Below are 14,835 nucleotides of genomic sequence, written 5' to 3' on the forward strand. Positions count from 1 at the left end.
ATGAAAATTTTCTTTAACAGTTGTATCTATTTTTTTAGTCTTTTTATAGTAGCTCAAGGTACTTTAACAGACTCCTTATCTTTTCAGGAATATATGGGTTATGTAAAACAGCATCATCCTTTGGTGAAGCAGGCTAATTTAACTTTAAATATTGGAGAGGCTAACCTTTTAAGGTCTAGAGGCGGGTTTGATCCAAAAATAGAAGTCGATTTCAATCGAAAAAAGTTCAAGAACACAGAGTATTATAATGAACTGAATACTACTTTTAAAATACCTACCTGGTATGGTGTTGAGTTTAAGGCTAATTTTGAGCAAAATTCAGGAGATTTTTTGAACCCGGATTTATCTGTGCCTGATGATGGTTTGTATAGTGCAGGCGTTTCGGTGTCTCTTGCCCAAGGATTACTAATTAATGACAGAATGGCTTCACTTAAAAAAGCACGATTTTTTAGAGAGCAATCGAAAGCAGATAGGGATTTGTTGGTTAATAATGTATTATTTGAGGCAGGAATGGCCTATACAGAATGGCTGGAGGCAGCTAATGAAGAACGTATATTTTCAAATTTTTTAACAAATACCAATATTCGTTTTTTGGCTGTGAAACGAAGTGTGGAAACAGGTCAGGCCGCATCCATAGATTCGGTAGAAGCAAAAATAGCTTTGCAAAATAGACAGTTGAGTTTTGAAGCAGCTAAACTTAAACGTATAAAAGCAGCTTTAAAAGCAAGTAATTACTTGTGGATTGAAGGGGTGCCTGTTGAGATTGAAGAAAACATTTTCCCTATTAGGCCTTCTGCAGATGATTTAAATATGACATTAATGATACAGCAAAACCGAATAGATTCATTGCTCTTAGAACAACATCCAAAATTAAGATCGTTAGATAATAAGATTGGAGCATTGAAAGTAGATAGGAATTTAAAAATGAATAAACTATTGCCAAAACTTGATCTGCAGTATAATTTTTTATCTGAAGATTATGAGTCGTTGGGAAATTTTAACACGTCTAACTATAAGGCCTTTGTAAACTTTAGTGTACCTCTTTTTCTGCGCAAAGAACGTGGTGATTTAAAGCTTGCCAAATTAAAACTGCAAGATGTTGATTATGAAAGGGCATCACAGGTGCTTACCATCAAAAATAAAATTAATGCTATTAATAGTGAGATAACATCTTTGGATAAACAGCAAGTTATTGTAAATAATGTTGTTGCTAATTACAAAACTTTGCTAAAGGGTGAAGAACGTAAATTCTTTTTGGGAGAGAGTTCTTTGTTTCTTATCAATTCACGAGAACGTAGTTTGATAGATGCTCAATTAAAAGAAAACAACATTGTGATAAAACGACTTGAATCCAGTATTCGATTTTTCAATACACTTGGGATAAGTCCTTTGGTACCTGTTAACTAAATGTTCTTTTCTTCCCTTGTGTATATGGACTGTTCGATAAAAATATTGCTCAAAATAAATTACTAAAAAATGTATTTATAAATTTCTGATCTCAAAAGTTATATATGGTTTTAATAAATCCAATTATTAATAAACATCGTGATAATTATCAGAAACTTTACCTATATTGTGGAATTAAAGTTAATTTCACACATATTTTTTAGTATATTTTAATATTATGATAAAGAATCATTATATATTCTTGTTCATATGTATGTCTAATTTGTTAGTTGGTCAAGCTATACATAAGACGTCAAATGATTTAAAATTCGAACACTTTTCTTCTAAAGAAGGGCTGTCTCAAAGATCGGTAACATCCATTTTTCAAGACAAAAAAGGATATTTGTGGTTTGGAACCAGGGATGGATTAAATAAGTTTGATGGAAAAAGCTTTGTTCAATATAGACATAATTCACAAGATTCTACAAGTTTAAGTTATAGCTGGATTAGTTCGATCTATGAAGATACTATGGGGAATTTGTGGGTAGGAACCAAACAAGGGCTGAATAAGTATAACCCCATTGGAGATAATTTTATAAGATATAAGTATTCACTAAATGAAAATACAATCTCAGATAACGAAATTTGGGATATTACACAGTTAGATGATGATTTTATTTGGGTTGCTACAAACGATGGAATTAATAAAATAGAAATAAAAACAAACAAAATATCTTATTTAAAGCATGAAAGTAATAATGTAAATTCCATTTCAGATAATAGAGTTAGAAGTTTTTTTTCTTCAGAAGAAAATGAATTTTGGATTTGCAATATTGAAAGTGTAGACGTTTATAATGCTCAGAATAAAAGTTTCAGACAATATGATTATCCTAAAGGAACCATAACAAATGCACATGTAAACAATTCGCCATCCATATTTATAGATAGCAACCAGAATGTTTGGTTGGGATACGAAGGGGGGCTTGCAATTTTAGATAAAGCTTCCAATGCTTTTGTGAACTATCATTTAAACGCATCAAGAATCATTGATAAACCTGTGAGGAGTATAAGTGAGGACAATTTTGGAAATATCTGGATAGGAAGTTATAACGGACTTTATATACTTAACCGTAAAGCAGGAACTCTTAAACACTATGTGCATGACGAAAACAATGATAAGAGTTTAAGTCAAAACTCAATATATAAAATTTTAATAGACTCCAATGGAGGCGTGTGGATTGGTACCTGGGCTGGGGGTATAAACTTTTTTGATAAAGACCATGATAATTTCAAAAGTGTTTCTTCAAGTCTAAACAATAAAGGTTTAAATTATAAGGTAATTAGCTCTATAGTAGAAGGTACGGATAAAAAAATATGGATTGGTACAGAGGGAGGAGGTATTAATTTGTATGATAAAAGAACGGGAAAAGTAGAATATTTTATGAGCGATCCCGCAAATCGTTTTAGTTTAAGTTCAAATAACATTAAGCATATATCCAAAGGCTCTAACGATAATTTATGGATTGGTACGCATGATGGAGGGGTTAATTATGTCAATCCTAATTTAAGGCCTTTAAAGTTTTATAACCTTGAAGATAAATCGCCTAAAGGGATTAATCTTAAAGATTATAAAATTACTACTATGATGGAGGATAGTAATAAAAATTTATGGATTGGAACGTTGACGGCAGGTGTTATTTTTTACAATTCGAAGGAAGCTTCATTAACTAGGTTTAAAAGTCCAATTAAATCTGTAATATTCATTAAACAATCCGATAACCCAAATGTGCTACTTTTTGGAGGGGCTGGAGGTATTGGTAACATTGATATTAACTCAAAAATTATAAAACTAGTTGATTTTAATAATACGAAAAGTGAATATGGATTTCCTATACAGGCAAATTGTATATATAAAGATGAAAATGATAATTATTGGATAGGGACAGAAGGCAAGGGGCTTTATAGATACAGTCTTAAATTAAACAAATCGGAACATTTTGGAACTAATGAAGGGCTTCCAAGCGAAATAATATATGGTATTTTGCCAGATAAAAATGATAATTTATGGATTAGTACCAATAATGGGCTTAGTAAGTTTGATGTTAAAAAATTGGCTTTTAGGAATTTTTATGTGTCCGAAGGGCTTCAGAGCAACGAGTTCAATTATGGAGCATTTCTTAAAACATCTTCTGGTGAATTAATGTTTGGGGGGGTAAATGGGTTAAATTATTTTAACCCTAATAATATAATCGACGAAGATTTTATTCCTAACTTGGATATATATTCAGTTAGTGTTAGAAACAAACCTTTCTTAAGAATTACCGATTCAATAAAAGAAATAAAATTAAAGTACGATCAAAATGATTTTAAATTTGATTTTGTTGCTATTAACTTTTCTAATCCAGATAGTAATAATTATGCTTACATGCTTGAAGGCTTTGATGCTGATTGGAACTTTATCGGAAATAATACAAGTGCAAACTATACCAATTTAAGTCATGGAACTTATGTTTTTAAAGTTAAAAATTCCATAGACCCTAATTCATGGAGTGAACCAAATGAGATAAAGGTAATCATATTGCCAGCACCTTGGAAAACATGGTGGGCGTACCTTATATACTTGTCTTTGGGAGCATTACTATTTTATTTTATAAGAAAGTTGATTAAAGCTAGAATTATTGCTAGAAATGAACTTAAAAGGGAAAGACTTGAAAAAGAACAAATTGAAGAGGTGAACAAATTAAAGCTCCAACTTTTTACAGAGATATCACATGAGTTTAGAACACCGCTTACACTCATTTTGGGGCCTGTTGAACAATTGTTGAAATCGAATATTGAAGAAGAAAATCCAGAATACAAAAGAAAATTAGATACCATTAAAATAAATACAAATGTTTTGTTGCAACTTACTAGCGAGCTGTTAGACTTTAGAAAAAGCGAATCTGGTAAAGCTAGGCTATTTGCATCAAAAAATAATATTGTTCCTTTTATTCAACAAACAAAGCTTTCATTTGATGAATTGGCACAGCAAAAAAATATTGATTTTCAATTTATCTCAGAAAAGGATACTATTAAAGTATGGTTTGATGATTCCAAATTAAGGAAAATACTATTTAATTTACTGTCTAACGCATTTAAATACTCAAGTGAGAATCAGAAAATTATAGTTCGTACTTCGGTAACATCAAAAAAACATAGTCTCGATTCAAATAAAGCCGTTAAAATCGATATTATTAATTTCGATAATGTGATTCCAAAAGAAAAAATCAATTTGATTTTCGATAGGTTTTATAGATTAGATCATAAAAACCTATATACGGGTAGTGGCTTGGGGCTATCACTTACAAAGAGACTTGTAGAGCTGCACAAAGGTGAAATTGTAGTGAAAAGTTCTAAAAAGGATGGCACTTGTTTTAGTGTTTATTTGCCATTGGGCAAAGGGCACCTTTTGAAAAACGAACGGTTAGAATCCACAGATATCAATGAAGAAATGCAAATTGTTAGTGGGGCTCCTTTTGTAAAGCAAGAACTACTCAAAATATCACTAGAGTCAGAAACTAACATAGAGCCAATTGACAAATCCCGTGAAACGATTTTGATAGTTGAAGACAATACCGAAGTTAGAAGTTATATTAAAAGTATTTTTTCTAAAAACTATAACATATTTGAAGCAGCAAATGGGCAAGAAGCCATTGAAATGGCTCAAAAAGAAGAGGTTGATGTTATTGTTAGTGATGTTATGATGCCAATTATGGACGGTTTCGAATTATGCCATAAAGTAAAGTCCGAAATTATAACTAGTCATATTCCAGTTGTATTGCTTACTGCTAAGACTTCAGACCAATACAAAAAAACAGGTTATAAAATTGGAGCAGATATATATATAACAAAACCATTCGATGTAGATGTTTTAAAGCTCAGAATATTTAATTTATTAGAAAATAGAAAGAATATTATTTCTAAATTTAAGAAAGATATTATTTTAGAACCTGAGGCACTAAATATTACTTCAGAAGATGAGAAGTTTTTGCAAAAAGCGATAAAAATAGTAGAGAATAACATTACAAATCCAGATTTTAATGTATCTGTATTTACAAGTTTAATGGGAATGAGTCGACCAGTATTGTATAGAAAGCTTAAAGCTTTGGTAGATCAATCTGTTTCAGAATTCATAAGAGGTATTCGGTTAAAAATAGCAAAACAAATGTTGATTGAAACTAAAATGAATGTTTCTCAAATAGCTTATGAAGTTGGGTTTAATGATCTTAAATATTTTAGAAAATGTTTCAAAGAACTTTTTAATGAAACACCTACAGTTACTAGAAATAGGCACCTTGAAAAAACAATAGAGCCTTAAAAACTGTTGTTTTATTATTTAAAAATACTAATAATCTATATTCTTAAATAAGTTTAAGAAATCTTCAAAAGGTATTTTACTTTAAATAGCAAATTAAAAGAGCGCGCTTGCATGATACGTTTTGTTCAGTGTCTTGAACAATAAGTACATGCTAAAAGAACGGAATTACTCCCTTTATTTGTGAAATTTGAGATAAATTTATACTATAATTAGAATCCAATAATTCTGATGTAAAACCGCCTTAAGGTTTGTTTGTACTTAGTTTTAAAGTGAATAGTAGTTAGTTTATATTTGAGTTAGTTTAGTTGAAAAGTGGTGTGTTGTATAACACACCACTTTTTTTTGAAATAGCATGTAGCTTCAAAAGTGTATGAACGATTTCCCCCTTCTTTTTTTTCTGATATTCCCCTAAGACGAATAGAGCCGTGCTGTAGCTTTACCATATTATTAACAAACTAAAATTTAAAAATGAAAAAAAGAATTACTAAATCGACTAGATGGTATTGTTTTGTTGCAATACTCTATCTATTTTGTACCCATGTCGTATTGGCCCAAGAGCAAAGTGTTTCTGGTAGTGTTTTAGATGAAAACAATGTCGGAATACCTGGGGTGAATATTATAGTAGAAGGAACAAATAAAGGAGCAGTATCAGATTTTGACGGAAAATTTAAAATAAATGCTTCCTCAGGAAATACATTGGTCTTTTCATATTTGGGATATAAGACACAAAGAGTCGTACTGGGTAATAGTACAACGATTACGGTAACCTTGATTGCCGATGTAGAACAATTAGATGAGTTAGTAGTTATAGGGTATGGTGCCCGAAAAAAATCTGATTTAACAGGATCTGTATCAACAGTGAAAGGAGAATCATTAACAGTGGCCCCAATGGCTAATCTCTCGGCAGGGCTTTCAGGTAAATTAACAGGTGTTGTTACTTCTCAGCAAACAGGATTACCTGGTTTCGATAATACAACAATTAGAGTAAGAGGTACCAGTACATTAAATAATAATGGCGCTCTTATTATTGTTGATGGTGTAGAAAGACCTTTAGGAAGAATTAATCCTAATGAAATTGAAAGTATTACTGTGTTAAAGGATGCAGCATCAGCAGCTATATATGGTGCAAGAGCTGCGAATGGTGTTATTTTAGTAACAACAAAAAGAGGAGGAGATCGTAAAGCAACCTTTAACTTTTCAACGAGTTATGGGATACAAACGATATTGAATTCTCCACAAATGATGAATTCTTTACAGTTTGCTACGCATTTTAATGAGGCTCAGTTGAACTCTAACCCTAATTTAGATCCATCAGGTTTAAGGTTTTCGCCTCAGGATATTGAGGATATAAGAAATGGGTTAACACCTGATACAAATTGGTATGATGAGGTTATTCAAAATAACGCCCCTATATTACAACACAACCTAACAATTGATGGTGGAAATGAAAAAACAGGCTATTTTCTGTCTTTTGGACATTTAGATCAAGAAGGACTGTATAAAAGTTCTGGTTTTAAATCATATAGTATTCGTTCAAACATTGATACAAAAATTGGAGAAAACTTAACTATTGGTTTAGATTTAACTGGTAGATTAGAAGAAACAACCAATAGTGCTTTTGCTGGTTTGAATGATGATCCAGATAGGACAAGTTTTGCTACATGGGCCATATTTGCAGCTGTTGGTAATGGTATCCCAACATTTGCCCCTTATGTTGATGGTGACGGAGACGGTGAAGTTGATGACCTAGGTTTTGATGGAAAAATTGATTCTGCAATAGGTCGAGCAAATCATTCAGGAAGATATGTAAGAAGGAATAATGTATTTCAAAGCGCACTAAACCTTAAGTATGAGTTTCCTTGGTTAGAAGGACTTTTTGCAAAGGCAAGATATTCTTATGATGCATCTTTCAACAACAGAAGAGCCTTTAAAACACCATTTACATATTACCAACCAGTGAGTGCAGGTTTCAGTGTTGCAGAAAGTGCGCCATCTCCATCGTTAACCGAAAATAGAGGAACCTGGAATCAAAGGACAGCTCAATTTAGTTTAGGTTATGATAAAGAATTTGGAAAAAATAAAATTGGTGCATTATTTTTATATGAGCAGGTGGAAATAACATCGAGTAACCTAGGAGCATTTAGAGATGGGTTCTTGGGGACAACGATTGATCAATTCATCGCAGGTTCTGAAGAGAATGCATCGAATAGCGGATCGGCAAGGGAGCAAGCTAGAATAGGTTATGTTGGTAGAGTGAACTATGATAGAGCAGGTAAGTACTTGTTACAGGCTAATTTTAGATATGATGGTTCGCACCGATTTGCTAAATCTGATCGATTTGGTTTCTTTCCAGCTGTTAGTGCTGGATGGAGAATTTCTAGAGAAGATTTTTTCCCTCAGGATGGCGTAGTTAGTAACTTAAAATTAAGAGCTTCATGGGGTAAATTTGGAAATGATAGGATTAACGATTTTCAATTCCTATCTCTATATAGTATAGAACCGTCTGTTTCTGCAGTAGGAGGTACTACCCGAACGGGTATAAGTGAGTCGGTGCTTCAAAACCCATTTATAACATGGGAAGAAGCCATAGGGACTAATATTGGATTTGAATTAGGTCTTTTAAATAATAAAATAGGTGTAGAGTTTGATTACTTTACTAAAGACACAAAGGATATTTTAATTGATGCTGGAGGTGACACGCCAGATACTTTTGCTGGAATTTTACCAGATGAAAATATTGGTGAAACTAAAAACAATGGTATAGAAGCTGAAGTTAGATATTCTGATAATTTTGGGGATTTTAGCTTAACTACATCTGCTAATATTACTTACTCAACTAGTGAAGTTGTTAATATAGCTGAAGCCGAAAATGTTAACGAATGGTACAAGCTTACTGGGCAACCAATAGGAGTAGAACGTGGTTTGGTTTCGCTTGGCTTATTCCAATCTAGAGAAGAATTGGACAATTCTCCAAGACAAGACCAAGATGAAGTGAATCCAAATTCGACGCTTTTCCCAGGAGACATAAAATATAAAGATATTAATGAAGATGGTGTTATTGATGGGGATGACAGAACGATTATTGGTAAAAGTGATCTTCCTGAAGTCGTATTTGGTTTCAATTTAAATATGCAATACAAAGGGTTTGGGCTTGTAGCTAATTTTCAAGGAGCAACAGGTTTTACTAGATACATTGAGTATGTGCCTTTTTCAGTAGAATCTAATTCCAGAGCAGCACTGGTCGATTCTTGGAGACCTGGTAATGAAGGTGCAAGATTTCCACGGTTAACCGTTGGAGGCACAGCTAATAATAGTTTAAGGTCTAGCTTTTGGTTAAATGATGTGACATATTTTAGACTAAGAAATGTACAGTTGTCTTATACGTTACCAGATACAGCACTAAAATCTGTAGGAATTGATAGTGTTAGACTTCATTTATCGAGTACAAACCTATTTACTTTAACCAATGTAAAAGATGTAGATCCTGAAGGTCCTTCAACGGAAAGACCATATTATCCGCAAATGAAGTCTACTACATTTGGTGTTAACATAACCTTTTAAAATAAACAATAATGAGAAAGATAAACATATTAATATTCGTTTTTTGCCTATTATTTTCAATGGTAGGTTGTCATGACGATCTTGATGTAGAAAATAAATCTGGGATTAGCTCTGATGCTGTTTTTTCAGATGAAGGATTGGTAGAAGCATTCCTTTATACGCTCTATTCATATACAGGAGTAGATTATATGAGAGGAATTGGTTCAATAGGAAGTGATGGACCTTCTAATCGCCTTTACAATAACACTTTTCAGATGGCATCTATTACAGATGAAGCCAGGGCAAAAAGTGGTTGGGTAGGCGCGAATAGAAATGTTGCGCCAGGGAATATATCTCCAACAGATAATAGAGGCTTAGAACCTAATTTTTGGAGAAATTGCTATAGAGGTATAAGAGAGTGTAGTACCATGATAGAAGGACTAAAGGATTCAAGTTTAGAAGAATCATTCGTAAGTCAAATGAGTGCAGAGGCCAGATGGTTAAGAGCGATGCTTTATTTCGAATTGGTGAGACGATATGGTGGAGTCCCTTTAATTACAGCGCCGCAAGGAATAGATGACGATTTATTAGTATCTCGTAATACCGCAGACGAGGTTTACGATTTTATTTTTTCGGAGTTAGAAGCTGCTGCCAACGATTTGCCGTCTGTTAATGATGGTGCTTCAAGAGATAGAGCTAATAAAGAGGGAGCTTGGGCTCTAAATGGAAGAGCTATGTTATATGCGGAAAGATGGGCACAATCTGCCATGCTTTCTAAAAGAGTTATAGATGCAGGTATGGAATTATCTCCAGATTATAATGCATTGTTTAGATCGTATGGAGATGATCCAGAGATACTTTTCGAAGTACGTGTTGAGGTAGGAACCTTTGCGCATGGAGCAGATAAATGGAACTGGCCACTGGGATATAGAAGTGAAGCGGGAGGTCAAACTAACCCAACACAAGAGTTTGTAGATTCTTATGAAACTACTGATGGATTGCCTATTACCGATCCACTATCTATTTACGATCCTAATGATCCATATGCAAATAGAGACCCTAGATTTGCTGCTTCAATAGGTTTTCACGGTAATCCATTTGGTTTAACACCAAAAACGGGTATCGATAGATTGGATATCGAATTTATTATTGGTAGAGATGGATTGAGGAATCCAAACGATGGTAACGATACACAGACGGGTTATTATCTTAAAAAATTCATGGATCCGTCATTAGGGCTAGATCCAGATAGAGGTGCCAGTAAAACCTCTTTCAAACACATAAGATTTGGAGAGGTCCTGCTAAACTATGCCGAAGCTAAAAATGAAGATTCGGGTCCAGACCAAAGTGTACATGACGCAATTAATGAAATTAGAAGCAGGCCAAGTGTGAATATGCCAGATATCCCGGCTGGTTTGGATAAAGATGAAATGCGAGAAAGAATTCGTCAAGAAAGAAAAATTGAGTTGGCTTTTGAAACACATCGTTGGTACGATTTGATTAGATGGAGAATAGCTGAAGATGTGTTAAATGGTAAACAATTTCATGGTATGAAAATAACTAGAACAACACCAGTTCCAGATCCATATGAGGCTGAGTATGATCCTGCAAATTTAGTTTACGATCCTACATTTGTTGTAAGCACTACAGTACCTCAGGTGTTTTTACCACATTTTTATTTGATGCCTATTCCGCAATCAGAAATAGACAAAAATATAAATTTAAGACAAAACCCAGGATACTAAACCATCTTAAAGGCACATAATACTTTCATAAGATATTATGTGCCTTTTATTACTAAAATATTTTTTTAATTAAAATCGACTAGAGAGAGCTTATTGGCTATGTTGTAAAAACTAACGCACTCTATAAATAAGCATAATGACTCTATTGAAAAACTTCTATTAAAATTTGATATGAAATTTAAACAATTAAACCCCTCTTTTTATATATTATTAATCTGTATTGTAATAGTTGGGTGTATACAATCAGGAAAAGCAAACCAAACAGAAAAGAAGTTTCAAAAGGAGAAAGGTTTTACAATAGAAGGCCAAATCTTAGCTGCTGAAGAAAACTATAAACTTTTGGTTAATAGTGCAAGACAGGCAAATAATATTCCGAGAACTCTAGAAGACAATGCAATTAAATGGATAAATAATGGTTTTGATTGGACAGAAGGATTTTTCCCAGGCTCACTTTGGTATATGTATGAGTTAACCAATAATGATAAATGGAAAAAAGAAGCTATATATTTTCAAGAGTTGAATTTTGATGATCGTTTTGCTTCTAGTCACGATTTAGGTTTTGTTTTTCAGTGTTCATATGGTAATTCATTTCGATTAACAAAAGCAAAACAAAATAAACGAGCCCTAATTGATGCATCAAACGCTTTAATTGATCGTTTTAGTGAAGCCGTTGGTTGTATTAAATCATGGGATGTGGATAGTGGATGGCAAAAACAAAGAGATTGGCAATATCCTGTTATAATTGATAATATGATGAACCTAGAACTATTGTTCGAAACCTCTCTATTAACGGGGGAGGACAAATACAAAAACATAGCTATTTCGCATGCCAATATGACATTAAAGAATCATTTTAGAGAGAATAACAGTTCGTATCATGTAGTAGATTATGATTCTATTTCTGGGAAGATAAGATCAAAACAAACGGCTCAAGGTTATGCTCATAACTCCTCTTGGGCTAGAGGTCAGGCTTGGGGGCTTTATGGGTTTACGGTTAGTTATCGTTATACTAAGAATCCTGAATATCTCACACAAGCTAAAAAAATTGCAGATTATATTTTAAGTAATCCCACGATTTCAAAAGAAAATATTCCTTATTGGGATTATAATGCTCCTAATATACCAAACGAGCCAAAAGATGTTTCGGCAGCAGCAATTGTAGCATCAGCTTTAATTGAATTAAGTCAATATTCCGATAAGAAATACCTTGATAAAGCCAAAGATATCATTGAGACATTGTCGACAGATACGTATTTTGTGGAATCAGGTACCAATGGAAACTTTTTACTTAAGCATAGCGTAGGCAGTATACCGCATGGAGCAGAGATTGATGTTCCTTTAAATTATGCTGATTATTATTACTTGGAATCTTTAGTAAGACTAAGGAAATTATAAAAATATTTTTATAACTATCTTTGATAGTAAGTAGTGTCATCATGTATTTTTGAAAACTGACCATGTTGAAATGTCACGTATTTTTAATGATCTTTCAAATATAGGTTGTTGTCGAGAACATGGTATTTCTCAAAAAATAATCAAAGTGATTAAAGCTTCAAAATATGATATACTAATTTAATGCGCAAGAGGACTTTTTTATAAAACAGAGGGATTAAGAAATTCGGTTATGGAAATAATGTATAACACATGGTCATGTATATTTAATAATGATTGTGCATGTTTTTGATTTTTCAAATTGACTGAAACTTTAGTACTATAGTGGGTATAAAAGAAATGTTGTTTGGATTCATAATGAAACTATTTGCTTCTTACCAGTATCGCCCCAAAATTGATCTATAGGTACTACAAAGGATTAAAAATATGAGGTAATTTTGAAGTAGATACGGAATGGTTTGATGGGGAATTAAAAATAAATTTTAATAAAATCGCTTATTAGATGGATGTGCTGTATGCGTGCAGAATAAACTTTACAAATTAATAGAGGCAAATCATTGATGGAGTATGATAATTTTAATGCATACAAACAAAGTCCTCAAACCTAAACTTTTGGGGATTTTTAGGTTGGAACAAAGTCAATTATAATTTAGACAAGGCCAAATAAACCAATCAAAGTTAGTTTGAAGATTAAATAGTTGAGATAAACTTGTAATTTTAATGAAATTTAGATATAAATCGTCAATGATATCAAGAATTAAAATAAGTGCGGCTATTATTATTTTTGTATTAGTTTCATCTTGTAAAGCGCAAGAAAAAGCTCAAATTTGGCAGTCCTATGTGACTCAAAAATCTACTGGGAAACCAACATCTATAATTGATTATTCTTATGCAGGGTATGCTTTTGGAGAAGTAGGTATACCCAATAGTTCTGTATTAAATTATCCAATTTTTGATGTGACGACTTTTGGAGCGATAGCTAATGACACTATTGCTGACGATTTTGCAATTGCTAAAGCTATAAATGCTGCCGAAAAAAAAGGCAAGGGAGTCGTTTTCTTTCCTAAAGGACGATTTGTTGTCAATAAAGGAGAACACACCAAGGGGTTTGAGATAAACAGTTCAAATATAATTTTAAAAGGCGCTGGAGCTGGTCTGGATGGAACCGAGATTTTTATGCAAGACTATATGAGGCATGACAAATCTCTGTTCAAATGGACATCCCCTCACATGTTTACTTTTAAACCTAAAAACTTAAATGTTGATACGTTTTGTTCAACAAATATAGATAGCAGGCCTTACCCATACGTATCAAAAATAGTAGAAGACTCTAAATTAGGTTCTAAAACTATATATGTTGAAGATGCAAAACGATTTGCAGGCCAGTCACATATTATTTTGGTGATGCCTTACAATAAAGAATCCATAATCGATTTTATGGGGACATTACAAACAAGGCCACAATGGGAGAGAATCAACAGCAAAGGCATAGCGGCAAACGAAATACATAAAATAGCATCGATAAAAGAAAACACGATAACTTTAGAAAAACCTTTATTAACTGATATAAAAAAGAAATATGGATGGTATGTAGCACCTCACGAAGTTATTGAAGCGTGTGGTTTTGAGGATATCCATTTCATTGGCAATTTTCAAGAAAGTTTTGTACATCACAAAAATAAAATCCATGATGGGGGGTGGAAAGGCGTAAAAATGGCGCACGTATCTAATGGTTGGGTAAGAAGATGTGTATTTTCAAACGTTAATAGTGCCGTGGGTATAGTGGGCAGTATAACATCTTCCGTTATAATGAATGTTTTAAACGGCAAGCAAGGTCACGGATCTGTAGAAATGACCTTTGGTACAAGAAACTTTGTTGGTTTGTGGAAAGACGATACAGATAAAGGACAATGGCATGGTATAGACGCCTCTCATCTTGCAGCAGGAAATGTGGCATGGCGTATATATGCTCAAAAAGGAAGAGGATTCGATCTGCACTCGGGAAGCACCAGGCAGACACTTTATGACTGTTACGAAGGCTATAATATGAGTGGAAATGGCGGAAACTATAAAATGGAACCTCACCATTTAAATGGGTTTACATTATGGAATTTTAAGCAGTATGGACCAGCAGTTGCAAATTATAATTATTGGTCGTTACAACCGCGAAAAGATAACCCTCAAAGTCCTTATTGGGGATTTGCAATTTCAAACCCCTATATTGTAGGCTTTCATGGTGCTAATACAACATTTAACGAGGCCAGTTTAGGTTACGTTGAGAGTATAGGGAAAAAAGTGTTGCCAGAATCATTATATGAGGCGCAACTAACTTATAGGATGGGCGAACGGCCAGATTGGATTGATACAGTATTAGAAACTTGGGAAAAATGGTATAAAGAAGTTGTTAAAAAATAA

The 14,835-nt window shown here is 33.2% G+C and carries 6 protein-coding genes; all 6 read left to right on the plus strand.

Annotation, left to right across the window (positions count from 1 at the left end):
- The 6 genes from HHX25_RS12760 (at nt 1) to HHX25_RS12785 (ending at nt 14,835) form a co-directional block, all read left to right on the plus strand.
- Nucleotides 1-1,407 carry a TolC family protein gene (locus tag HHX25_RS12760; protein ID WP_169674058.1) on the plus strand — a complete coding sequence of 469 codons (1,407 nt, stop codon included), beginning with the start codon at nt 1-3 and terminating at the stop codon, nt 1,405-1,407.
- Between the two features lie 253 nt (nt 1,408-1,660).
- A complete protein-coding gene (locus HHX25_RS12765; RefSeq protein ID WP_169674061.1) occupies nt 1,661-5,743 on the plus strand; it encodes a hybrid sensor histidine kinase/response regulator transcription factor in 4,083 nt (1,360 codons plus the stop codon).
- A 468-nt stretch (nt 5,744-6,211) separates the two neighbouring features.
- Nucleotides 6,212-9,304 (plus strand): SusC/RagA family TonB-linked outer membrane protein, encoded by a 3,093-nt coding sequence (locus HHX25_RS12770; RefSeq protein ID WP_169674064.1) that lies wholly within the window; start codon nt 6,212-6,214, stop codon nt 9,302-9,304.
- 11 nt (nt 9,305-9,315) lie between these two features.
- Nucleotides 9,316-11,028: a RagB/SusD family nutrient uptake outer membrane protein gene (locus HHX25_RS12775; RefSeq protein WP_169674068.1), complete on the plus strand. Its 1,713-nt coding sequence runs from the start codon at nt 9,316-9,318 to the stop codon at nt 11,026-11,028.
- Nucleotides 11,029-11,199: 171 nt separating this feature from the next.
- A complete protein-coding gene (locus HHX25_RS12780; protein WP_169674071.1) occupies nt 11,200-12,423 on the plus strand; it encodes a glycoside hydrolase family 88 protein in 1,224 nt (407 codons plus the stop codon).
- Between the two features lie 717 nt (nt 12,424-13,140).
- Nucleotides 13,141-14,835 (plus strand): DUF4955 domain-containing protein, encoded by a 1,695-nt coding sequence (locus tag HHX25_RS12785; protein ID WP_169674073.1) that lies wholly within the window; start codon nt 13,141-13,143, stop codon nt 14,833-14,835.

It is taken from the genome of Flavivirga algicola (assembly GCF_012910715.1).
Lineage (GTDB): Bacteria > Bacteroidota > Bacteroidia > Flavobacteriales > Flavobacteriaceae > Flavivirga > Flavivirga algicola.

Coding starts and splice junctions, on each gene's coding strand:
- HHX25_RS12770 (WP_169674064.1), top strand. CDS start 6,212: ATGAAAAAAAGAATTACTAAATCGACTAGATGGTATTGTTTTGTTGCA.
- HHX25_RS12780 (WP_169674071.1), top strand. CDS start 11,200: ATGAAATTTAAACAATTAAACCCCTCTTTTTATATATTATTAATCTGT.
- HHX25_RS12785 (WP_169674073.1), top strand. CDS start 13,141: ATGAAATTTAGATATAAATCGTCAATGATATCAAGAATTAAAATAAGT.
- HHX25_RS12775 (WP_169674068.1), top strand. CDS start 9,316: ATGAGAAAGATAAACATATTAATATTCGTTTTTTGCCTATTATTTTCA.
- HHX25_RS12765 (WP_169674061.1), top strand. CDS start 1,661: ATGTCTAATTTGTTAGTTGGTCAAGCTATACATAAGACGTCAAATGAT.
- HHX25_RS12760 (WP_169674058.1), top strand. CDS start 1: ATGAAAATTTTCTTTAACAGTTGTATCTATTTTTTTAGTCTTTTTATA.